Here is a 24,199-nt window from a genome sequence, read left to right as displayed (position 1 = left end):
TGCCGACTCGGGGGTCAGTCCGGGCGCGGGGCCGACTCCATGGGCTTGCCCGCATCGCGCCAGGCGGTGATGCCGCCCGCGAGGCTGTAGGCGTCGTAGCCGGCGCGGCGGGCCAGGGCGGCGAAGCGCAGGGACAGCTCGCCGACGGGGCAGACGAAAACGACGGGGCGGGAACGGGAGAAGGGGACGCCCTGGGTGAGCATGTCGTCGAGCTGGTCGTCGCGGATGTTGAGTGCGCCGGGGACGTGGGCGATGCGGTAGGCCATGGCGCCGCGGGTGTCGACGATGGTGGGGCGGGCGGCGCGGTCCAGGTCTTCGAGGGCGTCGGGGGACAGGGTCGGGGTGGCGGCCAGTTCGGCGGCGGTGGGGGCTGGGGCGCGCCCGGGTCTGCCGAACAGTTCGGGGCGGCGCTTGCGGATGTAGGACAGGTAGGGCTCGAGGCGGTCGCAGACGATGAACACCGCGATCAGCGGATCCGGCCGCGGCGGCACGGTTTTCAGGAAATCCAGGGCCGCGGCGTAGGTGGCGCCGCTGGTCGGCCCGGCCAGCACGCCGTGGCCGGTGGCCAGTCGCAAGGTGGCGTCGACGGCGTATCCGGCCTCGACGGCGATGATGCGGTCGTAGAAGTCGGGCTGGAACAGGCCCACGTCCCACATCTCGGTCTCCGAGCGGATGCCGGGGATGAAATCGCCGCGCTCGGAGACCACCGCGATGGTCTCGAGGCCCGGATTGTGTTTGCGCAGAAACGTGGCCGTGCCCCGGGTGGACCCGGTGGTGCCCAGCCCGCCGATGAGGTAGTCCACCCGGTTGATGCCGTCGCGGGTGAGATCCTCGTGGATCTCGCGCCCGGTGCCCTGATAGTGGGCCTCGATGTTCTTCTCGCTGGTGTACTGCGAGGGGTGATACCACGCGCCGGGCGTGCGCGACATGGTCGACTCGATGACCGAGTACACATCGTTGGGCGCGGTCGGATCCGGGCACTCCGACAAACCGGGCAGCTCCTCGATGTCGGTGCCCAACAGCTGCAACAGCTCTCGCACCTCGGCCACCTTGATGCGATTGGTGACCGCGCGCAGCCGCAGCCCGTGCATGGCGGCCAGCACCCGCAGCGCCTTGGCGGTATTGCCGCTCGAGGCCTCGATGAAGCCCTGCTTGCGGGCCACGATGTCGTCGAGGTCGTCGCGGATCATGCCCCACGCGACCCGGTCTTTGACCGACCCGAACGGGTTGTAGAACTCGAGCTTGGCGTAGAGCTCCACGTGCGCCAGCCCGTGCACGCCCGGATCCAGCCGCAGCAGTGGGGTATTGCCGATCAGCTCGGTGATGTGGTCGTAGCGCATCAGCCCACCTCGTGCCGGTAGTCGACGTCGCGGCAGACCGCAAACGTCCCCGACCGTCGCGCCACGGCCAGTTTGGACGGCACCGAATGCATCGATGCGCGCGCTGCCGACAAATCCATGTGATAGGCGGCGGTATTGGGGAACACCAGCAGATCCCCCGGTGCGGGACACCGCGGCAGCCACACCCGGTGATTGGTGATCAGATCCCGCTCCAAACACAGTCGCCCGGCCAGAAACACCCCCGTGACAGCCGAATTCGCGGCCTCGTGGGCACCGGCGGGTATCAGGATCGGATCCACCATCACCTCCTGATCGGCGGGGGTGACGGTGTCGCGGCTCAGATCCAGATTGACCAGCGTGGCACCGTCGGCGGTCTCCTTGACGAATTCCACCCGCGCCACCGTGATTCCGGCGTGATCCACCAGCGCCTTACCCGGCTCCAGCCAGATGTCGAGGAGGTTCTCCGCCGCGATCTGCGCGATCGTGCGGCCCCCGTGCGCGTCCAGGCCGGTATCGAGCAGATCGGCCAGCATCTCGTCGGCATCCACAATGTTGGCGTATTTGTGAAAAACCGGTGTCCCGTGCACCGCGCCGTCCTCGACGCGGAACCCGAAAGTGTTTCCGCCCCAGGTCATCTGCTCCCCGCGACCCAGCAGCGATTCGCGCAGCGCGTGCACATACGCATCGAATGCCGTCGCATCCGCGGTGAACACCTGCCGGAATCCGCCGCCGATGTTCAGTACCGACGGTGTCAGCCCGGCCGCGTAGGCGCGCTCGGTCAACCCCAGGCAACTGTCCACCGCCCGGATCCGCTCGGCGGGCTCGCCGGAGTCCAGATGGAAGGCGAACCCGCGGAACTCGATTCGCTCCCGCTCCGCGCACAGCGTCTTCAACACCGCGTCGATGCGCCCCACCGGCACCCCGAACCGGCTCACCGGGCTCCCCTCGAACCCGCACACCCGCACCAGCACCGGCACCCGTGCCCCCGGGGCCGTCAGCGCGGCAATGCGTTCGAGCTCCCACGGGTTGTCCACATTGATCGTCACCCCGGCCTCCACCAGCTCCCGCACCAGCGCCTCGCCCTTGGGTCCGGTCACCTCGATCCGGGCCGCGCCGAACCCGGCCCCGAGCGCGCTGTGCAGCTCCGCGGCCGAGGCCACATCGATGCCCACCCCGGCCGCGGCGGCGGTGGACACGAACGCGCGCGACTGATTCACCTTGTGCGCGTAGCAGATCCGGAACCCGCTCACCCGCGCCGCCAGCACCGCCCGCATCCGCTCCAGGTTCTCGGCGAACACCTGCGGAAACACCAGATGCGCGGGCGAGCCGAACTCGGCCACCGCCGCCTCGACCGCGCCCGGTGCGGCCACGAAGGCCCGCACCAGCGCATGCATCTTCGCCGGAAGTCCCGGCGGCGCATCAGCCGTCATACGGCGGTTTCGCTGGCCGCGGGCGCGGGGGTGACCAGGGTCGGGTTGTAACCGCCGTCGCGCAGGGCCTCGAAGGCGCGGTGGCGGTTGCGCGGACTGCGGAAATCGGCGATCACCCGTTTGCTGATCAGGTCGATCTCGCTCACGCCGATGCTCATCGACTCCAGCACCCCGGTCACGGTGCGGATGCAATGCTTGCAGGTCATGTCGGGCACATAGAAGATCCGGTCCTCGGTGGCCAGTTCGCCGGTCTCCGAACCGGTCTGGGCCGGGACCTCGGCGACGGTGAGGCGATCCACCAGCCGGGTGAACACGTCGGTGAACTTGTCGATCACCACCGGCAGGATGCTGTAGTGCTCGCCGTCGAGCGGATGGGGCATGGCCGCCAGGCACGCGGGCCGCGTCCCCGGCGGCAGCAGCGCGTACTGGCGGGAGATCAGATCCAGCTCGTCGTGATACTTGGCGATGGCCTCGGCCACGCTCAGTCCCTCGACATGGGTGGCGCGGCGCATGACCCGGTGCGCGTCCTCGATGGTCATGTCCTTCATGGCGCGCAGGGTCGCCACCGTCTCCGCCGAATACCGAACGGTCCCATCGGGTTGGGTGGCCAGGGTGACCGCGATCATGCCGCGCCGGTAGCTCGAGGCCTGCAACTCCCAGTACCAGCGCGTGGCCACCGCCGAGTACAGGCCCGAATCCCGCATCCCGACCGCGAATTCGGCCGCACTGCGATACGGGGTCCAGCGCGCCAGCAGCGCGTGCTGGGCCAGCGCTCGCCCGGCCGCCTCGATACCGACCCGGAAGATCTCGTGCGGCCGGTGATCGGTGGTGGCGCCCTCGAGCACCGCCTGCTCGCGCGGGCTCAGCTCCGATATGCGCTGAGCCAGCGCGGTATCGGCCGCGAGCGCGTGCCACAGCGTCAGCACCGTCTCGCGCATGGCGATCGGCACGATCGGGCCCAGGCCCCCGGCGCGGTAGTGCCCGGTATTGGGGATGCCGTCGCTGTCGGTCCAGGCGATGCGATGGCTGGCGCTGGTCACCTGGTCGGCACGGCACGGGCGCATGAACCGTTCCAGATACAGCCGCTGCGACAGCGTCAGCTGCGAGCCCGGCTCCGGTTTCAGTGCCGCGGCGGTGTATTCGATGCGCGCCGGCTCCGGTAGCACCGGGGCCGCGCCCAATCCGGGCCGGGCCAGCGCGGCCAGCACCCGCGAGGCGGCGCGGCGGTCGTAGCGGGGTTCGGGGCCGGTGGTGCTCAAGAGACCTCCTCGGCGATCGTGGCGACACACTCGGTGAACCGGTCGATTTCGTCGAAGGTGGTGTAGACGTGGGTGGACACCCGCACCGAATCCTCGTCGGCCCCCGCGGAATCCCGGTCGGTCGGTTCGGTGCCGGTGGGCACGCAGTGCGCGCCCGTGCGCACCAGGAAACCCAGCTCGCCGAGCACGAAACCCAGATCGGTGGCGCTGATCCCGGCCAGGGTGAACGACACGATCCCGTAGCCGGTCGCACACGGCGCGTAGGCCGGGCCGGGCCGGAACTCCACCCCCGCGATCTCGCGCAGGCCCGCGATCAAGCGCAGCGTCAGGGCCCGATTGTGGGAGGCGATGGCCGCCACGCCCAGCTCGTCCAGCACCTCGAGGGCCGCGCCGAGGGCGAGAATGCCGGGCAGGTTGTGGGTGCCGCCCTCGAGCAACCCCGGCATCGGCCCGCTCAGCAGACCCGAATCATCCGGTGCCACCGCCGAATTGCCGCCGGGCAGGAACGGCGTCAGCTCGCCGTGGCGTCGGGCGCGGCAGTACAGCACCCCCAGCCCGGGCGCGCCGAACATCTTGTGCGCGGAGAACACCGCGAAATCCGCGTCCAGCTCGTCCACCCGCACCGGCAGATGCCCACCGGACTGGCTGCAGTCGAAGCACAGCGCGATCGCGGGATCGATGCGCCCGCGCAGCTCTTCGAGGGTGGTCAGCGCCCCGAACACGTGATGCAGATGGCTCACGGTGATCAAGCGGGTGCGCGGGGTGATCCGCGCGGCCAGCGCCTCGATATCGGCCTCGCCCAGCGCGGTGACCGGATACGGGACCAACCGGATGGTGCGCCCGAAACCGCCCAGCAACCCCCGCAACCGCAGCCACGGATACACGTTCGAGGCGTGATCGCGTGGGCTGTAGAGGATTTCGTCGCCGTCGCGCAGATTCGTCAACGCCCACGACAGGGCCACCGCGTTCAATCCGGCCGTGGCCCCGCCGGTGAAGACCACCTCCTGCGGTGCGGCCCCGATGAATTCGGCCATCGCCACGCGCACCTGCTCGACGCTCCGGGTCAGCTGCGAGGCCCACGGATAGGTGCCGCGCCCGGCATTGGCGGTGTGTTCGCTGTGATACCGGCGCACCGCGTCGATCACCGGCAGCGGCTTCTGGGTGGTCGAAGCCGAATCCAGGTAGACCTCCGAGGTCCGGCCCAGGGCGGGGAACAGCTCGCGCACCCCCGGGCACGCCGGATCCGGGACGGCGGACGGCGTGGGTGTAGAGGTCGCGGGCGCCCAGGCGTGCACCGGTGCCCTCCCTCCCAGAAGTCGCGCTGGACCACACCAGCGCTGGTTCTTTTCCACGATACGCACAATTGCTGCTGCGCTCGAAGGTTCTCGCGGGCAACCGGTTTCGTCGCAACGGCTTCGTTACCGCGGGCAGGAACCGGATCAGCGTTCGGGGCCGCCCGGATTGCACATGGCCGCCACCGTCGCGTCGTAGCCCACCGCGGGCCGCCACGGTTCGATGTTCCAGCTGGTCTTGTCGGGCGCGACCACCCGCGCCCACTCCCAGTGGCAACGGAATTGGTCGTACATGCCCGGGGTGTCGGCATCGGGTGCCGCGGTCAGGACCTCCTGCCACGCCCGGTCCAGGGCGGCGGGGAAGCGGTCCTTGCGCCCGGCGGTGGTCGGGTAGATGCGCAACCGGCGGCCGTCGATGTCATCGGTCCAGTCGGCGTGGTCGATGAGCGCCTGATCCGGGAACGGGTCCACGGTCGGCACGCCCGCCACCGGCGCGGTCGGCGCCGGGCCGGGCACGGGCGCGGCCGAACCCGAGGGCTGCCCGGCCGCCGCGGCGGAGGTGGGCGCGGGGGCCGGCGGGGCCAGCGTCAGCGAACTCACCACCACCGGCGCGGACTCCTCGGCCGCACCGCAACCGGTAAGTACCAGTGCCAGTGCGAGCACGGGCGGGCCGCCCGCGAGTTTCCAGCGCCGCCGCATGGGCAATCGCCCCTTTCGTATCGATCCATCCCACCCGCATCCGACGCTACCAGCGGCAATCAGACACGTATCGAACCCGCTGGGCAGAAGGAACTTCAGCGTTCCGAAACATGCCCGCGCTGGTGCATTGGCCCAGACAGCCCCTACGATGGCACGCGCAGGGCGGTTCGTGAAAGAGGGGACCGTCCGGCACCCTTGGTACCGGATGGTTGCTGACTGGTAGGGGCTCGATGAACGCCGCGAACGTGAAACTGCTTGTGTGGGAATGCGACAACACCCTGTGGGACGGGGTGGTGAGCGACTCCAGCGCCGGAGCGCTGCGCGCCGAGGCCGCGCGCTCGCTGCGCATTCTCGGTGAGCGCGGCGTCATGCACGCCGTCGCCTCCCGCGGCGAATGGGCCTGGACGGTGGAACAATTGCGCCGCCACGGCGTGTCCGAGCGCTTCGCCGCGGTCGAGGTCGGCTGGGGCCGCAAATCCGCGGCCATCACCCGCATCGCCGAAACCCTGGGCGTGGGCCTGGACCAGGTCGGCTACATCGACGCCGAGCCCCTCGAACGCAGCGAGGTCGCCCACGCCCTGCCCCAGGTCCGCTGCTACGCCGCCCGCCACGTGGATGTCCTTGCCGCGCTGCAGGAATTCCACGCCCCCGTCGGCGACGTCCCGCCCCCCACCTCCCCGATGGCCCACATCCACGCCCGCTGACCGCGCCGCCGATCACGGCAATGCCGCACCGGCCCGCCGATCGTGATCGATCGGCGGGCCGGTGGGTATCGGCGTGGGGTCCTCAGGCGGGCGTGGATTCGGCGTTGCCGCCGCGGATTTCGACGATCGGCAGGACCAGCGCGGCCGGGGCGGACGCGGGAACCATCGGATGCACAGGTGCAACCGGTGCAATGCGGGTGTAGCCCGCGTCCTGGGCGGGACGGGTGTCGAGCTCACCGTTGTTGGGCCACATGGCCACCGCGCGTTCGGCCTGCGCGGTGATGGTCAGCGACGGGTTCACGCCCAGGTTCGCCGAGACCGCGGCACCGTCGACCACGCTCAGCGTCGGGTAGCCGTAGACGCGGTGGTAGGCGTCGATCACACCGTGCTCGCGATCCGCGCCGATGGCCGCGCCGCCCAGGAAGTGCGCGGTCAGCGGGATATTGAACACCTCACCCCAGGAGCCGCCCGCGACGCCGCCGATCTTCTCGGCCACCGCGCGGGTGACCTGGTTGCCGACCGGGATCCAGGTCGGATTCGGTTCGCCGTGGCCCTGTTTGGAGGTCAGCTTGCGCCCGAACAGTCCGCGCTTGGTGTAGGTGGTGATCGAGTTGTCCAGATGCTGCATGACCAGCGAGATGATGGTGCGCTCGCTCCAGTTCTTCACCGACATGAACTGCAGCAGCATCAGCGGGTGCCGCAGCACCGTGGCCAGGAAGCGCAGCCAGCGTGGAATACGCCCGCCGCCGTCGACCATCAGGGTCTGCAGCAGGCCCATCGAGTTGGAGCCCTTGCCGTAGCGGACCGGCTCGATATGGGTGTCGGGGGTCGGGTGGATCGAGGAGGTGATGGCGACACCGCGGGTGAAGTCCACCTCCGGATTCACCTTGCGGGTGGCCGCGCCCACGATCGACTCGGAGTTCGTGCGCGTCAGCACACCCAGTCGCGGCGACAGCTGCGGCAGTACGCCCTTGTCGCGCATGGCGAACAACAACTGCTGGGTGCCGCGGGTGCCCGCGGCGAGGATCACGTGCTTGGCGGTGTAGGTCTTGGGCCGCTTGCGCACCCACGCCCCGGTCCGGGCGGTCTCCACGTCCCAGGTGCCGTCGGACAGCGGGCGCACGGTGGTGACCGTGGTCATCGGGAACACCTGCGCGCCACCGGATTCGGCGAGATACAGATAGTTCTTGACCAGGGTGTTCTTGGCATTGTGGCGGCAGCCGGTCATGCACTCGCCGCATTCGATGCAGCCGGTGCGGCGCGGGCCCGCGCCGCCGAAGAACGGGTCGGGCACGGTCTTGCCCGCCTCGCCGAAGAACACCCCGACCGGGGTCTGCACGAAGGTGTCGCCCACGCCCAGGTCGTCGGCGACCTGCTTGAACACCTCGTCGGCCGGGGTCATGTGCGGGTTGGTGACCACACCCAGCATCTTGCGGGCCTGCTCGTAGTAGGGCATGAGCTCGTCGTGCCAGTCGGTGATCTCGCGCCACTGCGGGTCGGCGAAGAACGGCGCGGGCGGAACATAGAGCGTGTTGGCGTAGTTGAGCGAGCCGCCGCCCGCGCCCGCGAGGATCAGCACGTCGCGCAGCGGATGGATGCGCTGGATGCCGTAGCAGCCCAGCTTGGGCGCCCACAGGAACTTCTTCAGATCCCAGCTGGTCTCGGGCAGCTCGTCATCGGCGTAGCGCTGACCGGCCTCGAGCACCCCGACCTTGTAGCCCTTCTCGGTCAGGCGCAGCGCGCTCACACTGCCGCCGAATCCGGACCCGACGATGAGCACGTCGAAATCGGTGTCGCGTTGGGTCATGGATTCTCCCTTGTCGTCGTCGACAGTGTGGCGGCGGTTACGCTAATGCGGACAGTTGTGGGTGTCAACGTCGGCCGGTAGCGGTCTCTATGCTGTTCGCGTGGATCGATTCAGCCGTCTGCAACTCGCCGAACTCAGCGGGGTGGCCGCCCGCACCATCCGCTACTACCACTCGGTCGGGGTGCTGCCCAAGCCCGGGCGGGCCGGCAAGGAGGCGGTGTACGGGCCCGAGCACCTCGAGCGGCTGCGTGCGATCACCGCCATGCAGGCGCGCGGGCTGCGCCTGGACGCGATCCGCGAGGTGTTCGACGCCGAGGTGCCCGGGGACGGGGACTGGCGCGAGGTCTTCGATCCGGGCTACAGCGGCGACCCCGAGGCGGGCACGATCCTCGACGACGCCGCCCTGACGCAATTGCTCGGCGATCGCCGCGCCGAGATCCTCGACGATCTGATGGCGGCCGGATACCTCGAGGCGTACGGCGAGCGGTGGCGGGTGCCGGAACCGGCCATGCTCTCGGGCGCGCTCATCCTCTACGACGTCGGCACCGATATCGCCCTGTCGGGCGTGCTGCGCAAGCTGATTCGCTCTCACATCGCCGCGCTGGCGGACGAGATGGTCCGGGTCATTCGCGAGGCCTCGGGTGCGGAGTACAGCGGCGAGGGCGTGGGCTACGACCTGGACCGCTTCCGGGATCGGTTCCGGGCCGCGGCGCACGAGGTCGGCGGGTCCACCCTGGTCGAGGAGATCGAGCGGGCGGTGCGCCAAGGCGAGCGCTGAGCCCGACCCGATCACGCCGGGCCCGACCGGTTCACGGAGCCGGGGCCACGCTGGGGACGGTGACGGGGGAGTCGCAGCTGGCGGGCGGATCGACCAGATGGCACTCCGCCGGGAAGCGGACCGGCTCGTATCCGGTGGGGACCCCGTGGGCGGTGATGACCTGGCGGTAGGTGTCCACCGCGTCGGTGGGCTTGCGCGCGAGGTTCGGATCGGTGAGCGCGTCCACGGTGTAGAGGCCGAAACGCGGTGCGTAGGAACCCCACTCGTAATTGTCGGTGAGACTCCAGTAGTTGTAGCCGACGATGTTCATGCCGTCGGCCTTGGCCCGGGTCAGCCAGTACACGGTGTCGCGCAGGTGATCGGAGCGGGTGTAGCCGTCGGCGCGTGGCATGCCGTTCTCGGTGGGCATCCCGTTCTCCACCACCCACAGCGGCTTACCCGGGAACTTCTGCGAATAATGCTGCAGCGCATAGTAGATGCCCTCGGGCCGGATCGGCAGGTCCCACATCCCCGCCGGCGGCGCGGCCGAACCGTCGGGCAGATTCACCGCATTGGACTTGGGCGACTCGGGCGCGAAGTAGTAGTCCACGCCGATGAAATCCAGCTTGTCGCCGATGCGCTCCACCAGCGGCCCGTTGACCTGCGACTCCGCGCCCGCCACATACCCGACATTGCTGGTCACCAGCGCGTTGGGCTGCACCTGGTGGATGTAGTCGTAGATCTCGTTGTGCACCTGGGCGACCTTGTCGAGCATCGCGTCGGCGTCGGTGCCGTTCTGGCGCACCTCGTGCTGGATGTAGGCGACCGGCTCGTTCACCGTGACCCACACCGGATTTCGCGAGGTGTAGCGGTCGACCACCTTGCGGGCATTGCTCAGCCAATCGGCCACCATCTCCGGATTGCGCCAGCCGCCGCGCTCGGCCTCCCAGCCCGGGTACACCCAATGGTCCAGGGTGAGCATGGGTTCCATGCCATTGGCCACGATGTCGTCGACCACCCGGTCGTAGAAGGCGAAACCCTCCTCGTCCCACACCCCGGGCTCGGGTTGCAGCCGCGCCCATTCGATGCCGATGCGGAACACCTTGACCCCCAGGCTCGCGGCCAGGGCGATGTCATTGGGGTAGCGGGAGCGGAAGTCGATGGAATTGCGGTAGCGGTCCCAGCCGGAGTTGGCGTCGATGTAGTGCATCCAGTTGCTGTCGGGCGCATGGCCCTCGGACTGGAAGCCCGAAGCGGCCACACCCCACAGGAAATCCGGTCCCAGCCCGCCGCGCGCACCCGGAGCGGGCGGGGCGGGCGGGGTGGAGTGGGCGACACCGGCCACCGGCAGCAGCGTCGCGGCCGCGGCGAGCCCGGCCAGGACGAGGGCGTGCAGGCGTCTGCGCATCGGGGCTCCTCCTCCGGGACCGGTGGTCGGAATGTCCCGATTCGGAGCGTAGCTGTCAGTTAGCTGAATTCCGGGTCAGCGGCGGGCGTGTCGCACCGACCGATTGCTCCGAGACCGCGCCGGTCGCGCGGCGGTTTTCCGGTCCGGAAAACCGGTGCGAGGCCCTCACCGGCATCTTTGCGGTCGCGCCCGCGGGGCGGGGTGTCGCGGATCACTCGTGCGGGCCTACCGTTCGGGGCGTACCGGTCTGTGGCCCAAGCAGTTTCAGGAGGGGGAGTCACAGTCCGGTGCAAACAGCTCGAGATCGCGGATCCGGTCGAGGACTATCCGGGGACGGCGACCGGGTCGGCGCAGCTGTCGAGGGCGTCGACCAGCGAGCAGGTCGCCGGCGGCCGGGTGGGCAGGTACCCGGCCGGGACACCGGCGTCGTGGACGATCGCGCGGTAGGCGTCCACGGCGTCGGTGGGGCGGCGGGTCAGAGTCGGATCGGTCAGCGCATCGACGGTGTAGAGGCCGAAACGCGGTGTGTAGGAACCCCACTCGTAGTTGTCGGTGAGGCTCCAGTAGTTGTAGCCGATCACGTTCATGCCGTCGGCCTTGGCGCGCTGCAACCAGTAGATCGTGTCGCGCAGGTCCGCGGCGCGGGTGTAGCCGTCGGCGCGGGGTGCGCCGTTGTCGGTGGGCATGCCGTTCTCCACGATGTAGAGCGGCTTGCCGGGGAAGCGCTGGGCGAAATGGCGCAGGGTGTAATAGATGCCGTCGGCCTGTAGCGGCAGCTTCCACAGTTCGGAAGCGGCGAAGGCGGTGTAGCGGGCGGCCGTGTCGGGGGACAGGCCGTAGTAGTAGTCGATGCCGACGAAATCGAGCTTGGCCGCGATCAGATCGAGCATGCCGCCGTTGACGATCTGGTCGGCGGCGGGCACGTAGGCGACATTGCTGGTCACCATCGCCTCGGGCCGGCGGGCGTGGATGTAGTCGTAGATGCTGTTGTGCGCCTGGGCCAGTCGCGCCTGCATGGTGAGCGACTCGCTCGCGGGCAGGCCGCCGTTGCGGACCTCGTTCATGATGTAGGCGAAGGGCTCGTTGATGGTCACCCACATCGGATCGGCCGCAGCGTAGCGGTCGACCACCGCGCGCATATTCGTCAGCCAGTCCTCGGCCATTCCCGGATTCCCCCAGCCGCCGCGATCGGCTTCCCAGCCCGGATACACCCAGTGGTCCAGGGTGATCATCGGGCGCATGCCCGCCGCCCGGATGGCCGCGATCACCTTGTCGTAGAAGGCGAATCCCGCCTCGTCCCACACCCCGGGCTGCGGCTGCACCCGCGCCCACTCGATGCTGAGCCGATAGGTGTTCACACCCAGCTCGCGCGCCAGCGCAAGGTCGGAGGGGTAGCGATCGTAGAAGTCGACACTCTCGCCGTAGCGGTCGTAATCGGGATGGGTGGCCACATAGCGCCGCCAATTGCTGTCGGGCGCATGGCCTTCGTTCTGCAAGCCCGCCGCGGCCACACCCCAGGAGAAGTCCGCGCCCAGCCCCGGCAGACTCGCCGGGGCGGGCCGCGCACCGGCCGGGGTCGCGCTCGCGAGCAGGGCGGTCGCGGCGGCGGCCAGCGCGACGGCGGCGCGGCGGCGGGTGCGGGTGCGCATGGGGCTCCTCATCCGATGGACGATGAATTGAGCAGGCGACCAGCATTATTGCCGACGCGCGCCCACATCGGCCGAGGTTCGCGGGAATCGATCGAACCGGGCGCGTCGCAGCGATAGCGGCGTGGGATGCACAGCCGCGGGCGCGGGGGCCTCGATGCCCGCCGCGCTCATTCGCCGGGCTCGTCCTCGCGCGGGTGGCCGTGCGGGCCGGGGTGCTGGTGGCCGGGTCCGTGCGGGTGGTGGCCGTGGTGCTCGTGGCCGCCGAAGGGCCGGCCGGGCATCTGGGGCATGCCCGGAATCTTCGGCATACCAGGCATTTTCGGCCATTCGGGCGGGTCGGGCAGCGGCGGCAGGGGCGGCATCTCGGGCATGGGCGGCACCGGCGGGATCTGGAATCCGGCCCCGGCGCCCCCGAAGCGCTGGAACGCGGCTTGTCGTGAGGTGCCGAAGATTTCGCCGATCTCGGCCCAGGTGCGGCCCTCCTCGCGAGCCTGGCGCACCAGCGAGCGCAGCACATCGTCGACGACACCGTCGAGGCTGCGCGCCGCGCGCAGGGCCGCCATGACCGACGGTGCCGATTTACCCTCGGGTGGGCGCAGCACCTCGGCGACGAATTCGGCGTTGGTGGACAATAGTTTTGCCAGAACCGCGCGCTCGTCGGCGGGGTCTCTGTGCTGGGGATCACTCATATGTAAATGCTGCCTTTACGCGAAAAGGTCTGTCAAGGAACGATTTACACGCTCGCGGATACTGGTCATTAGCTGAAAGAGGGGCAGCGAGTTTGCCATCGCTATAACGTGTTCGTCAGCGATCAGGAGGTGCAGGGGTTGAGGACACCGACGACATGACCGATCCCGAGAGATATCCGGTCGAACATGAGCTGTTCGAGCTGGTTCGCAAGGCCGGATTCGAGGGTCCCGCCTGGAGACTGCTGGCAGACAGACTGGTTCGCCACGGATTGGCGGTACTGGGGCCGTGGATACGCAGCGGCTGGATTTTCACCGTGGCCGAACGCAAACGCATGCCGCTGCGGCCCACCCCGCAGGAGCGCGCCCTGGTGGAGACCCGCTTCGCGGAGGATTTCGTCCAGGAGACGGTCACCCGCGCACTGGAACGCTTCCGCCGCAACGCCATCGACGGCGACGGCTGGAGCCCGGAGCTGGGCGCGAGCCTGGCCAGCTACTTCATCGGCGCGTGCGTGCTGGCCTTCGTCGAGCAGTTCCGGCGCAGCCGCCGCACCGGGGACCTGTACCGGTTCCACGCCGCGGGCGCGGTCACCGTGGTGACCGCCGACGGCCCGGACCTGATGGACGTGCTGGCCTCCACCGAGGACGTGGCCGGTTCGGTGGTGGACCGACTGGCCTTCCGCAGCCGCCTGGCCGGACTGCCCGACCGCGACCGCGGACTGGTGTGGGGCAAGGCAATGGGCCTGCACGGCAGCGAGATCCAGCATCTGTTCGGCTTCCCCTCGGTAGGCGCGGTCGAACAGCGCTGGGCCCGCCTCAAACGCGACCACGGCTGGAGGACCGGCCTCGACGGCAAGGAGCCCGACCGATGAGCACCGCCGACGCCCCCGATCCGGTGGCGCGCATCGCCGACCTGCTCGAGCAGTCCTCCCTCAACGAACCGGCCCTGCGCCGCCTCTACGCCCGCATCCCGCGCCGCGCCGCCCAACTCCACACCGTCCACGGCGCGGCGGCCCCGGTCGCCCCCGATTTCGCCGCCCGCCTCAACGACCTGTTCGCCGCCGGACACACCCCCGGCGCCCGCCCCCACACCAACGGCGAGGTCGCCGCCCAGCTCACCGCCTGGGGCCACCCCATCTCCAAGCCCTACCTCAGCCAGCTGCGTTCGGGCCTGCGCACCGACCCCTCCCGCGAAACCGTCGCCGCCCTGGCCCGCTACTTCCGCGTGCACCCCACCCACCTCTCCGACGAATCCCAACTTGCCACCACCGCAAGCGATCTGGCCCTGCTGACCCGCCTGCAACTGCACGGCTTGCGCGCGCTGTCCACCCGTGCCTTCGACCTGAGCGAGGAATCCCAGAACCTGCTCGCCGCCATGGCCGATCGCCTGCGGCGTACCGAGGGCCTGCCCGATGTCGGCGTCGGCGGCGTCGAGTGACCCCGCGCGGGCGGGGTTCACCCCCGGGCGAACTCATCGCGATTGGCGCGCAGGAACTCCGCGAAGGTCATCGGCGCGCGCCCGATGTCGGCGGCCACGGCACGCGGGTCGAATTCCGGGGCGGGCGCTCCCGGTCGCGGTGCGGAGAAACTCTCGCCGATGGCCGAGATATGCTGGGCCATAGCCGGATTGATCACACCATCGCTGCCCGCGTCCCACTCGGCCCGCCACGCTTCGCGCGAGATCGTCGTGTACTCGACGGGGCTGCCGATCTCCGCCGCGATCAGATCGGCGATCTCGCCGTGCGACAAGAGCTCCACGCCCATCGGATAGCTGATCGTGCCGGCCGGATACCGATCCGGATCGACCAGGGCCGCGACCGCGAGATCGGCGGCGTCGCGCCCGCCGATCCACGGCACCCGCCCGGCCCCGAAGTTGTTGGCGAACCTGCCGTTCGCGCGGATCGAGGGACCGTGCAGCAACCGGATGTTCTCGTGGAACAGCGCGCGGAATCGCAGCACCACCGGTTCCAGGCCCGCCCAGGACAGCGCCTCCTCGGCCATCCACTGCTCGCGGCCCAGCGCACTCGGGCTGTCGGGCATCGACACGCCCATCGACATCACCACCAACCGCGGTGAGAGTTTCGCCGCGCGCAGGACCGAGGCCAGATTGGCCGCCGCGGACAGTGCCCCCGCCGCGATCGGGTAGGTGAAGTACACGTGGTCGACGCCGTCGACGACCGCGCCGAGCGTGCGGCGATCCAGCAGGTCACCGACCACGATCCCGGCTCCGAGCCGGGCCGCCGCGTCGGTGTGCACACCCGTGGAACGGGTCAGCACGCGGACGTTGTGGCCATGGGAGAGCAGTTGTTCGACGACCCGCGCGCCGGTGCGGCCGTGCCGTCCGGTGGCGCCGATGACCAGGGTGGCCGGGCGGGAATCCTTCGATGACGTCATGGGCGACCGTCCTTTCCGAGGGGGTGCGGACAGACACTAGACCGAGTGACTACAATCATGCAAGTAACTGGTGATCGGTGGCGCGCCACGGGCCGCGCGGGAAGGAACCTCGATGCAGCGCAAGAGCTTTCAGGGAATGAGCTGCCCGATCGCGGGCGCCCTGGAACAGGTCGGCGACTGGTGGACCCTGCTGATCATGCGCGATGTCCTCGACGGGTTCACCCGCTTCGACGAGCTGGAACGCAACCTCGGCATCACCCCGACCACGCTGACCAGCCGACTGCGCACCCTGGCGGAGGCAGGACTCGTCGAACGCGTGCAGTACAGCGCGAATCCGCCCCGCTACGAGTACCCGGCCACCGAAAGCGGGCGTGACCTCGCACCGGTCATCGTCGCCCTCTACAACTGGGGCGCCAAACACTCCGCGGTACGCGACAGCCAGGTGATACTCGTCGACCAGAGTTCCGGGGAACGGATCGACCCGGTTTTCGTCGACCGCAACAGCGGCCGCCGGTTGTCGGAGCTGGACGCCGCGTTCCTGCCCGGCCCCGAAGCCGACGCCTTCATGCAAACCCGTCTCGACCCCGCCCTGCGCAGGTCCCGTCGCCAACGCCGGAACTCCTCGCCCGACATCCCCGACTGAGACCGGAATCCCAGCGCCGAGCGCGAATCCGCGTCCTCGGCCGCGCCGGAGCCAAGGTCGGCCTGCCCGACCTCCCGAGACCACCTTCGCCGAAGTGCACAACCACCCGAGCGCAGGCTGACCGATCACCCCGGGCCCGCGCCCCGCCGCGGACCCGGCGGCCGACCATATCTGATATATCTTCGTTCGACGTGGTCACGGGAAAGCGCTGGTCTGGCACGGTTGTCGGGTGTCCGAACAAGAGCTTCCGGTAATCGATTCCGCCCGTGACGAGATCGCGGACGCGCGCGGCGACGTGTCGTTGCGGCGGCGGGCGGTGGCGGAGTTCGTGGGGACCGCGGCGCTCGCGGCGGTGGTGATCGGGTCGGGGATCGCCGCGGAGCAGATGTCGCCGGGTGATATCGGATTGCAGCTGCTCGAGAATTCCACGGCCAGTGCGTTCGGGCTGGCCGTGTTGATCCTGGCGTTCGCGCCGATCTCGGGGGCGCACTTCAATCCGGTGGTGTCACTGGCCGATTGGCTCGGGGGTCGGCGCGAACGCACCGGGCTCGGCACCCGCGAGTTGGGGGTCTATGCGGCCGCCCAGTGCGGTGGCGCGATCTTCGGGGCCTTGGTGGCCAATGCCATGTTCGACCGGGCGGCGATCCAGGTCGCATCCCAGCACCGGGTGACCGGCGGTCATCTGATCGGCGAAATCCTCGCCGCCGCGGGGCTTGTCACGGTCGGTTTCGCCGTGGCCCGCCGGGGGCCCGGCGTGACCGCGGTCGCGGTGGCGACCTACATCGGCTCGGCCATCTGGTTCACCAGCTCGGGTTCGTTCGCCAATCCCGCGCTCACCCTGGGCCGGATGCTGTCGGACTCGTTCACCGGCATCGCACCCGCCTCGGTGCCCGCCTTCGTCGCGGCCCAGATCGTGGGCGGCCTGGCCGGCCTGAGCCTGATGACCCTGCTGCACCGGCCCGCCGCCGAGCGCTAGTCGCCGCGCGTGGTCCCGGCGACGATCCGGTGGCCGCGATCGCGGACCTGCTCGACTGTTTCACCCATATCGAGCATGTCCTGCACGGTTTCGCGGGAGCTGGGAGGTTGCTGGGGAAGGGGCGATTCGCTGAGGGTGGGAGTGCCGGTGGGGTTGGGGTTCGAGGTGGTGATGGGCGGTTGACCAACTTGTGGGCGTGGGGACCTCGGGGTTGGGGTGCGGGGGCGAGCGGGTGATTCCGGAGCGAGGGTTCGGGGTGCAAAGTGCGGTGAAATGCGTAGAGCTGCAGGGGCTCCGGGTTGTGGTTGCTCGGAGATACCGAAAGGTTAGGCGAGTCAAAGGATTCTGCTATGGTGGCTCCGCCGATTTCAGGATCGGCCGGACGACAAGAGAATTGATGAATCAAGACAACGCCGTGCTGCTTTCCTGGGTTCTCGCCGCCGCGCTCGTGCTCGCCGTGGTCGGGCTGGTGCTGCTGTGGCGGTCCGTGCGCACCGAACGCGGCCGGGTTGCCGCGCTGCACGAGGCGCAGGCCGACCGTGACGTCGCGATCGAGGACATGATCGCGAACCTGACCGAGAACGTGGTGCCCGCCATCGGCGCGGCCGTGCGCCGCTCGGACCCGGACAATCCGACCGTCGATCTGCCGATCGTGCTGGAGCGCTCGCGCATCGCGGAGCTGGTGTGGCAGTGGACCGCCCGCTGCGGCGAGGAACTGCAGAAGGTGGCCGTCGAGACCCGTGACCGGGTCCGGCGCGAGGCCGAGACCGAGACCCAGCTCGCGCGCGCCCAGGCCGAATCCGAGGCGCAGACCGCGGTGGCCCAGGCCGAGGAGATGGCGCAAATGGCCGTCGCCCGCTCCGAGGAAATGGCGCAACGCTCCGAGGAGATGGCCCAGCTCAGCATCGCCCAGTCCGAGGAGGCCACCCGGGTGGCCGTCGCGCAGGCGGCCGAGGCCGCCCGCCTCGCCGCCGAGGCCGCCGACGCGGCCCGCGCGCACGTGGAAGGCTCGGCGCGTGAGGCGACCTCGGCCGCGGTGCGCGCCTTCGGCGCCTCGGTGGTGAGCCTGGGCGCGGACGTGAGCCAGGGGGTCAGCGCCGCGCTGCGCCGCCACCGCAATGACGAGACCTTCGAAACCCTCACCCGCATCGACCATTCGGTGCAGCAGATGATCCGCCAGGCGCAGTCCTACGTGATCGTCTGTGGCGGCCTGCCGGGTCGGCGCTGGCCGCAGCAGACCCTCACCGACGTGGTGGGCGGCGCGACCGGGCGCGTGCGCGACTACACCCGCGTGCGCGCCACCGAACTGGACCGCCCGGTCCTGAGCCGCGTGGTGGAACCGCTGGTCCACACCATCGCGACCCTGCGCGACAACGCCCTGCGCTACTCGCCGCCGACCTCGTTCGTGGACATCGGATTCCAAGAGGGACACCACGGCATCACGGTCATCATCGACGACGCCGGTGTCCGGATGAACCCCGAGCAGCTCGAGGAGACCCGCCGCGTTCTCGCCGGTGACCAGCTCGTCGACATCCACGCCCTGGGCCCGACCCCGCGCGTCGGCTTCCCGGGTGTGGCCGCGCTCTCGCGCCGCTACGGCTTCTCGGTCTACATCGACGGCCCGAACATGTACGGCGGCATGCGCGCCATGGTCTTCATCCCGGAGACCCTGCTGGCCGCGCCCGCACCGATCGCCGTCCCGGCCCCGGTGCCCGCACCCGTTCCGGTCCCCACGCCGGACCCGGAACCCACTCTGGTGGCCATGGATTCGGTCTCCCACGACCTCACCCCCGGCGGCCTGCCCAAGCGGCGCCGCCGATCCGCATCGGTATCCGTGGCGGCCCCCGTCCGCGCGGTCGAGGCGGACACCGGTGCGCCCGCGCGCCCCGATATCGCCGCTGCCTGGCACAGCGGCTCCCAACGCGGCCGTGCGGCCGCGTTCGAGCACTCCGAAGGGATGACATCGTGACCGGTACGCCCGCGACGGCCGTGAGTGAAATCAACCGGCTGGCCTGGTTGCTCGACGATCTGGAAGCGCCCGGGGTCCGCTTCGCGGTGCTGCTATCCGAGGACGGCCTACGCATCGCGCACACCGGCGGGGTCAGCATCGACGACGCCGAGCGCTTCGCCGCGGCCGCCTCGGGCCTGCGCGCCCTGGGCAAGGCCCTGGCCGAATTCTGCGGCGGCACCGCCGATAACGCGGTGCGCCAGAACATGACCGAATACGCCGACGGCATGATCTTCATCACCGCCGCCGGAGCCGGTGCGCTGCTGGGTGTTTCGACCACCCAGGACGTGGACGTCAGCCTGGTCGCACACCGCATGAACGAACTGGCCGTGCGCGTCGGGCGAGAGCTCGGCAGCATGTCGCGGACCAGGACCGACCTGCCGCGCGCATGAGCCGGCCGCGGCGCGACCCCGATCTGGTCCGGGCGTATGTGCGCACCGGCGGCCGATCGCGCCCCACGCGGGCGCTGGATCTGGTCAGTCTGGTTGTCGCGGTGGCCGATCCGGCACCCGGCGCGTCCCCCGACGCCCGCCGCATCGTGGCGCTGGCCCGGCGCGGGGTGCTGACGCTCGCCGAACTGGCGGCCTACCTGGATCTGCCGCCCTCGGTCGTGAAGATCCTGGTGGCCGATCTGCTCGACTCCGGCCAACTCGCCATCCCGACCCCGGCGCAGGAACTGCCCGGCCAAGCCCTCTTGGAGGAGGTACTCCATGGACTCCGCGCTCTCTCCGCATGAGCGCGTCGTCGACTATGTGCCGCAGACCGTCACCCGCACCGTAAAGCTGCTGGTGGCCGGAAACTTCGGCGTCGGGAAGACCACGTTCGTGGGCAGCGTGTCCGAGATCCGGCCGCTGCGCACCGAGGAGACGATCACCGAGGCCAGCGTCGGCGTCGACGACATGGCCGGGCTGCCCGGCAAGACCACCACCACGGTGGCCATGGACTTCGGCCGCATCACACTCAATCCCCGCCTGGCCCTCTACCTCTTCGGCACCCCCGGCCAGCGCCGCTTCGTCCCCATCTGGGAGGACCTGGCCGTCGGCGCGCTGGGCGCCCTGGTCCTGGTCGACACCCGCCGCCTCGAGAAGGCCGACGAATCCCTGTCCATCCTCGAGGAACGCGGCGTGCCTTACGCGGTGGCCGTCAACGACTTCGAAGGCGCCCCCCGCCACCCCCTCGACGAAGTCCGCGACGCCCTCGACCTCGACCCCGGTACCCCCTTGATGCGCCTGGACGCCCGCGACCGCAACCCCTGCCTGCACTCGCTCATCACCCTGGTCGAATACCTCCTCGACCCCCGCTGACCCGCCGCGAATTCCACCGTCTCGACAATCAGCTCGACGGCTGTTTCCCACGGCTGGAACGGAATTCGCGATGAGGGACTCGCTTCGCCGCCCGCGTGACGCACATCGCACCGGCGGTGCTCCGGTGTGGAATCTGTTGTACGGTGGGCGATCCCAAGGGTGAAGCGAGGAAATTTCAGAATGCCGTTTGTGAGCCGGGGGGCTGTCAAGATTCACTACACGGACAGCGGTGGGGACGGGCCGGGGGTGGTGCTGGGGCACAGCCTGTTCATGGATCAGGAGATGTTCGCGGCGCAGCAGGAGGCGCTGGCACCGGAGTACCGGGTCATCGCCGTCGACTCGCGGGGGCACGGCGGGACCGAGGACGACGAGACGCCGTTCAGCTATTGGGATCTGGCGCGCGATGCCTGGGCCGTGGTGGACGAGCTGGGCCTGGAGCGGGTCGTGGTGGGCGGGGTGGCGCACGGGGCGTTCACGGCGGTGCGGATGGCGTTGCTGGCGCGGCCCCGGGTGGCGGGGCTGATCGTGGTCGGGGCCAGCGGGACCGCGATGAGCCCGCAGCGGCGGATCGGGTATCGCGAGGTGCTGGATCTGTGGATGGGCGGCGCCATTCCCGGGCCGACCATCAAGATGGTGGCCTCGCTCATGATCGGGGCCGGACCCGAGGACCAGCGGCCGTGGCGGGCGAAATGGGCGGGCGGGCAGCGCGAACGGGTGCGGCTGGCCGGTGCGTGCCTGGTCAACCGGGATTCGGTGATGGAGCTGCTGGGCGAGATCGACTGCCCGGCCCTGGTACTGCGCGGGCTCGCCGATCAGGCCATCACCGCCGAGGAGGTCGCGGCGCTGGCCGCGGCACTGGGCAATCCGACGACCGTGCACACCATCGCCGGAGCCTCCATGACACCGAATCTGACCCACGCCGCGGAGTTCAACGCGCTGCTGCGCGAATTCCTCGACGGCCTGCCCGGATGATCACCCCACCAGCCCGATGAACAGCTGGTGCGCCGGACCCGGCGCGGTGCCGCGATAGCGCTGCACCCGCACGTCGAACACGGTGGCGGTGCGCGGATTCCGCAGGGTGAAGGTGGGATCGTGGCGGCCGATGTGAACGTGGCCCTCACTCCAGAGCCGCCGGAAGTCGGCCTGCTCGCCGAGTTCGCGCAGCAGCCGGTCGATATCGTCACCGGTGCGCGCCCCGGCGGCGTGGGCGCGGAAGCGCCCGACCATCAGGCGCGCCTCCCGCTCCCACTCCTCGACCACCAGCCGCGCCCGCGGATCGGTGAACATCCACCGCAGCACGTGTCCCTGCCGTGAGAGCCCGGGCAGCGCCTCGTCGAAGGCGCTGTTGCAGGCCACCACGTGCCAGCCGTCGTCGAGGGCCGCGGCCAGATGCGGCAGCAGCGCGTCGAGGGTGGTGCGCACCGCGGTCGCGGCCGGATCGCCGTAGCGCAGCGCCCGCGCACTGCCGGCGGCCGGGCGCTGCTGGGCCAGGTGGTAGAGGTGGATGCGTTCGGCCACATCCAGTTCCAGCACCGCGGCCAGGGAATCCAGAATGGCCGGACCTGGATTGAGCGCCTCACCCTGTTCGATCTTGGCGATATAGCCGAGGCTGGCGTGGGTGGCCTCGGCCAGCTGCTTGCGGGTCAGCCCCGCCGGATACCGCGTGGTGGCCCGCGCGCGCCGCTCGCGCACGAACTCGGCCAGTGTGGGCGCGCGCAGTTCCCCGGCGGTGAGCGTCCCGAATTCGTTGTCGGCCAACGGCATCCCTTCGAACAAGTCAGCGTGGCCTCCAGCCTAGGTGCCCGCGCGCCGCCGGGCGGGCCACAACGACGCGGCGGGTGCCTCGCCCGGCGCGGTACCACCGGCGGTAGTCGTGGTGCGCGGGCCTGATTCGCAGCGTGGTGCTCGCGAATGCACCGGGACATGACTGGGGTATCCCAGCGGTTGCCAAGCGGGGAGGCCGCATTCGATATTGGGCCGTGCGAGGGACGGCAGTGACGCCGACCGGGGGAGTCGCGCAGGGGGCACCGGCGTAGAACGAGGAGCGGCACCGGAAATGGCCAGTAATTCATCGGGGATGCGGTCGCGCACGATAGCGATCGGGGAGAAATCGTTCCCCTACTATTTCGGCCGCGATTGCGTGACCGAGATCGGTGCGGCGATAGCGGAGCTGGCCCCCGACAAATTGGTGTTCGTCACCGACGATCTCGTGCTGGCCCGCCACGGCCGGGCCATCGGCGTCCTGGCCGGATCGATTCCGTCGCTGATCCTCTCGCACCCGCCGGGCGAATCGATGAAAACCCTCACCGTCCTGTCCGAGCACCTGGAAACCGCGCTGCGCGACGGCATTACGCGCCGCTCGGTGGTGGTGTCCTTCGGCGGCGGGGTACCCGGCAATCTGGCCGGGCTCATGGCGAACCTGCTGTTCCGCGGCGTGCGCCTGGTCCACGTGCCCACCACGACCATCGCCGCCATGGATTCGGTGCTCTCGCTCAAACAGGCGATCAACAGCGGTGTCGGCAAGAATCACCTGGGCACCTATTACGCGCCGGAAGCGGTGTTCACCGACGTCGAATTCTTCACCACCCTGCCCGAGCGCGAATTGCGTTCGGGCCTGTGCGAAATGGCGAAGAATTGCCTGGCGATCCAGCCCTCGGCGCTGCACGGGCTCCGCGAGGTCATCACCGCGGGCGAGCTGTCGGCCCCGGCGTCGCTGCTGTGGCTGCTCGACGCCAGCATTGCCGCGAAATCGGCGGTCACCCGCGACGACACCTTCGAGCGGGGCACCGGATTGGTGCTGGAATACGGGCACACCGTCGGCCACGCCATCGAGATCTGCGACCATCGGGTGCGCGGCGCGGCCGGGCTGCCGCACGGCACCGCGATTGCCCTGGGAATGCTGGTGGCCGCGCACATTTCGCACGCGCGCGGCTGGCTGTCCGACGACGAGGTCAGCGTCCACTACGAGATCCTCACCGGGCTGGGGGTCGAACCCGCGCTGCCCGACTCGGTGCGCATCGCGGATGTGCTGGCGATCGTCGCCGACGACAACAAGAAGGGTTATCTGACACCGCAACCCGACATCGTGCCGTTCGTGCTGCTGCGCGCCCTGGGCCGCCCGGAACTGACCGGCGCGCTGCCGCTGACCCCGGTGACGGTGCCCGAGATCCGCGCCGCCCTCGACGTGATCGCCCAGCCCTCGGCGTCCACGCCGATCGTGGTCGGGTAGGCCCGCCGTGCTCGCGATCCACGGCGGCACCCCGGTCCGCGCGGCGCGGCCGTGGCCGGTCTGGCCGCAGTACGACGCGGCCACCGAAGCCGAACTGCTTGCCGCCCTGCGTTCTTCGCGCTGGTCGGTGAGCTGGTACAGCCCGCAGGGGGAGATGTCGCGCGAGCGCCGGTTCGCCGAGGCGTTCGCCCGCTACAACGACGCCGCCTACGGCGTCAGCGTCGATCACGGTTCCGGCGCGCTGGTGATCGCCCTGGAAGCGCTGGGCATCGGACCCGGCGACGAGGTGATCGTGCCCGCCATGACCTGGGTCGCCCCGGCCACGGCCGTGCTGCGGGTGGGCGCACTGCCGGTACTGGTCGATGTCGACCCCGCCACCGGCTGCCTGACCGCAGCACACCTGCGCGCGGCCGTCTCACCCCGCACCAAGGCCGTCATCGTGGTCCATCTTGCCTGCACCACAGCCGAACTCGACGAGATCGTGACCGCCACCCGCGCGACCGGAGTGGCATTGATCGAGGACTGCTCACAGGCCCACGGCACCCGCTGGGCCGGGCGCGCGGTGGGCACCTTCGGCGAGATCGGGGTATTCAGCCTCGGCGCGGCCAAATACT

Annotated in this window: 24 protein-coding genes; 13 read left to right on the top strand and 11 right to left on the bottom strand. The window is 69.9% G+C overall.

Translation table 11 applies throughout. From position 1 onward, the window contains the following. Positions 1 to 14: 14 nt before the first annotated feature. The 5 genes from NS2_RS15020 to NS2_RS15000 form a co-directional block, all read right to left on the bottom strand. On the bottom strand, positions 15 to 1,340 hold the full coding sequence (locus NS2_RS15020) for a pyridoxal-phosphate dependent enzyme (protein WP_033088089.1): 1,326 nt from the start codon (positions 1,338 to 1,340) through the stop codon (positions 15 to 17). Beyond that, positions 1,340 to 2,770: an alanine racemase gene (locus NS2_RS15015; protein WP_033088090.1), complete on the bottom strand. Its 1,431-nt coding sequence runs from the start codon at positions 2,768 to 2,770 to the stop codon at positions 1,340 to 1,342. The genes NS2_RS15020 and NS2_RS15015 overlap by 1 nt, the downstream gene beginning before the upstream one ends. Then, the gene (locus NS2_RS15010) at positions 2,767 to 4,029 is read right to left on the bottom strand and encodes a heavy-metal-associated domain-containing protein (protein ID WP_033088091.1); all 1,263 of its coding nucleotides are present in this window, start codon (positions 4,027 to 4,029) and stop codon (positions 2,767 to 2,769) included. Before NS2_RS15010 ends, NS2_RS15015 begins: the two co-directional genes overlap by 4 nt. Next, positions 4,026 to 5,324, bottom strand: a complete 1,299-nt coding sequence (locus NS2_RS15005; RefSeq protein ID WP_081985936.1) for an aminotransferase class V-fold PLP-dependent enzyme — start codon at positions 5,322 to 5,324, stop codon at positions 4,026 to 4,028. The genes NS2_RS15010 and NS2_RS15005 overlap by 4 nt, the downstream gene beginning before the upstream one ends. Positions 5,325 to 5,468: 144 nt before the next feature. After that, positions 5,469 to 6,020, bottom strand: a complete 552-nt coding sequence (locus NS2_RS15000) for a DUF2599 domain-containing protein (RefSeq protein ID WP_045437693.1) — start codon at positions 6,018 to 6,020, stop codon at positions 5,469 to 5,471. 245 nt (positions 6,021 to 6,265) lie between these two features. On the opposite strand from NS2_RS15000, the gene NS2_RS14995 reads away from it, so the two are divergent. Beyond that, on the top strand, positions 6,266 to 6,724 hold the full coding sequence (locus NS2_RS14995) for an HAD family hydrolase (protein ID WP_235263964.1): 459 nt from the start codon (positions 6,266 to 6,268) through the stop codon (positions 6,722 to 6,724). An 82-nt stretch (positions 6,725 to 6,806) separates the two neighbouring features. Here NS2_RS14995 and NS2_RS14990 read toward each other — a convergent pair whose 3' ends face one another. Next, positions 6,807 to 8,531, bottom strand: a complete 1,725-nt coding sequence (locus NS2_RS14990; RefSeq protein WP_033088094.1) for a GMC oxidoreductase — start codon at positions 8,529 to 8,531, stop codon at positions 6,807 to 6,809. 100 nt (positions 8,532 to 8,631) lie between these two features. Between NS2_RS14990 and NS2_RS14985 the strand changes: the two genes are divergently transcribed. After that, positions 8,632 to 9,309: a MerR family transcriptional regulator gene (locus tag NS2_RS14985; protein ID WP_147207187.1), complete on the top strand. Its 678-nt coding sequence runs from the start codon at positions 8,632 to 8,634 to the stop codon at positions 9,307 to 9,309. Positions 9,310 to 9,340: 31 nt separating this feature from the next. Here the strand turns inward: NS2_RS14985 and NS2_RS14980 are convergent, their stop codons facing one another. The 3 genes from NS2_RS14980 to NS2_RS14970 form a co-directional block, all read right to left on the bottom strand. After that, positions 9,341 to 10,696, bottom strand: a complete 1,356-nt coding sequence (locus NS2_RS14980; protein WP_033088096.1) for a family 1 glycosylhydrolase — start codon at positions 10,694 to 10,696, stop codon at positions 9,341 to 9,343. Positions 10,697 to 11,019: 323 nt separating this feature from the next. Next, positions 11,020 to 12,357 (bottom strand): family 1 glycosylhydrolase, encoded by a 1,338-nt coding sequence (locus NS2_RS14975; protein WP_230464803.1) that lies wholly within the window; start codon positions 12,355 to 12,357, stop codon positions 11,020 to 11,022. Positions 12,358 to 12,512: 155 nt separating this feature from the next. Further along, positions 12,513 to 13,034 carry a hypothetical protein gene (locus NS2_RS14970; RefSeq protein ID WP_033088098.1) on the bottom strand — a complete coding sequence of 174 codons (522 nt, stop codon included), beginning with the start codon at positions 13,032 to 13,034 and terminating at the stop codon, positions 12,513 to 12,515. 155 nt (positions 13,035 to 13,189) lie between these two features. On the opposite strand from NS2_RS14970, the gene NS2_RS14965 reads away from it, so the two are divergent. Then, on the top strand, positions 13,190 to 13,903 hold the full coding sequence (locus tag NS2_RS14965) for an RNA polymerase sigma factor (protein WP_033088099.1): 714 nt from the start codon (positions 13,190 to 13,192) through the stop codon (positions 13,901 to 13,903). Between the two features lie 179 nt (positions 13,904 to 14,082). Then, positions 14,083 to 14,469, top strand: coding sequence for a helix-turn-helix domain-containing protein (locus tag NS2_RS14960; RefSeq protein WP_033088110.1), 387 nt, complete (start codon positions 14,083 to 14,085; stop codon positions 14,467 to 14,469). Between the two features lie 17 nt (positions 14,470 to 14,486). On the opposite strand, the gene NS2_RS14955 is transcribed toward NS2_RS14960, so the two are convergent. Then, complete coding sequence (locus tag NS2_RS14955; protein WP_033088100.1) at positions 14,487 to 15,425, bottom strand: NmrA family NAD(P)-binding protein; 939 nt, start codon at positions 15,423 to 15,425, stop codon at positions 14,487 to 14,489. 112 nt (positions 15,426 to 15,537) lie between these two features. Here NS2_RS14955 and NS2_RS14950 point away from each other — a divergent pair, with 112 nt between their 5' ends. The 7 genes from NS2_RS14950 (at position 15,538) to NS2_RS14920 (ending at position 21,328) form a co-directional block, all read left to right on the top strand. Further along, on the top strand, positions 15,538 to 16,068 hold the full coding sequence (locus tag NS2_RS14950) for a winged helix-turn-helix transcriptional regulator (RefSeq protein WP_045437691.1): 531 nt from the start codon (positions 15,538 to 15,540) through the stop codon (positions 16,066 to 16,068). Between the two features lie 229 nt (positions 16,069 to 16,297). Beyond that, a complete protein-coding gene (locus tag NS2_RS14945) occupies positions 16,298 to 17,044 on the top strand; it encodes an aquaporin (RefSeq protein WP_237088044.1) in 747 nt (248 codons plus the stop codon). A 397-nt stretch (positions 17,045 to 17,441) separates the two neighbouring features. Beyond that, positions 17,442 to 19,013: a hypothetical protein gene (locus tag NS2_RS36045; protein ID WP_036577650.1), complete on the top strand. Its 1,572-nt coding sequence runs from the start codon at positions 17,442 to 17,444 to the stop codon at positions 19,011 to 19,013. Beyond that, positions 19,010 to 19,444, top strand: a complete 435-nt coding sequence (locus NS2_RS14935; RefSeq protein ID WP_045437689.1) for a roadblock/LC7 domain-containing protein — start codon at positions 19,010 to 19,012, stop codon at positions 19,442 to 19,444. The genes NS2_RS36045 and NS2_RS14935 overlap by 4 nt, the downstream gene beginning before the upstream one ends. Beyond that, on the top strand, positions 19,441 to 19,788 hold the full coding sequence (locus NS2_RS14930) for a DUF742 domain-containing protein (RefSeq protein ID WP_033088101.1): 348 nt from the start codon (positions 19,441 to 19,443) through the stop codon (positions 19,786 to 19,788). Before NS2_RS14935 ends, NS2_RS14930 begins: the two co-directional genes overlap by 4 nt. Then, positions 19,763 to 20,356: a GTP-binding protein gene (locus tag NS2_RS14925; protein ID WP_033088102.1), complete on the top strand. Its 594-nt coding sequence runs from the start codon at positions 19,763 to 19,765 to the stop codon at positions 20,354 to 20,356. Before NS2_RS14930 ends, NS2_RS14925 begins: the two co-directional genes overlap by 26 nt. 189 nt (positions 20,357 to 20,545) lie before the next feature. Further along, positions 20,546 to 21,328 carry an alpha/beta fold hydrolase gene (locus tag NS2_RS14920; protein WP_158544039.1) on the top strand — a complete coding sequence of 261 codons (783 nt, stop codon included), beginning with the start codon at positions 20,546 to 20,548 and terminating at the stop codon, positions 21,326 to 21,328. Here the strand turns inward: NS2_RS14920 and NS2_RS14915 are convergent, their stop codons facing one another. Beyond that, entirely contained in the window at positions 21,329 to 22,114 is a 786-nt protein-coding gene (locus NS2_RS14915; RefSeq protein WP_158544041.1) for a helix-turn-helix domain-containing protein, read from the bottom strand. A 298-nt stretch (positions 22,115 to 22,412) separates the two neighbouring features. On the opposite strand from NS2_RS14915, the gene NS2_RS14910 reads away from it, so the two are divergent. Both NS2_RS14910 and NS2_RS14905 read left to right on the top strand, forming a co-directional pair. Further along, positions 22,413 to 23,585 (top strand): 2-deoxy-scyllo-inosose synthase, encoded by a 1,173-nt coding sequence (locus NS2_RS14910; RefSeq protein WP_081985937.1) that lies wholly within the window; start codon positions 22,413 to 22,415, stop codon positions 23,583 to 23,585. 7 nt (positions 23,586 to 23,592) lie between these two features. After that, positions 23,593 to 24,199, top strand: a 607-nt coding sequence (locus NS2_RS14905; RefSeq protein WP_036550931.1) for a DegT/DnrJ/EryC1/StrS family aminotransferase, incomplete at its 3' end; no start/stop codon positions are given.

This window comes from Nocardia seriolae NBRC 15557, assembly GCF_007990715.1.
Lineage (GTDB): Bacteria > Actinomycetota > Actinomycetes > Mycobacteriales > Mycobacteriaceae > Nocardia > Nocardia seriolae.
The sequence above is the reverse complement of the archived record's forward strand: the minus strand, read 5'-3'. Positions and strand labels throughout refer to the sequence as shown.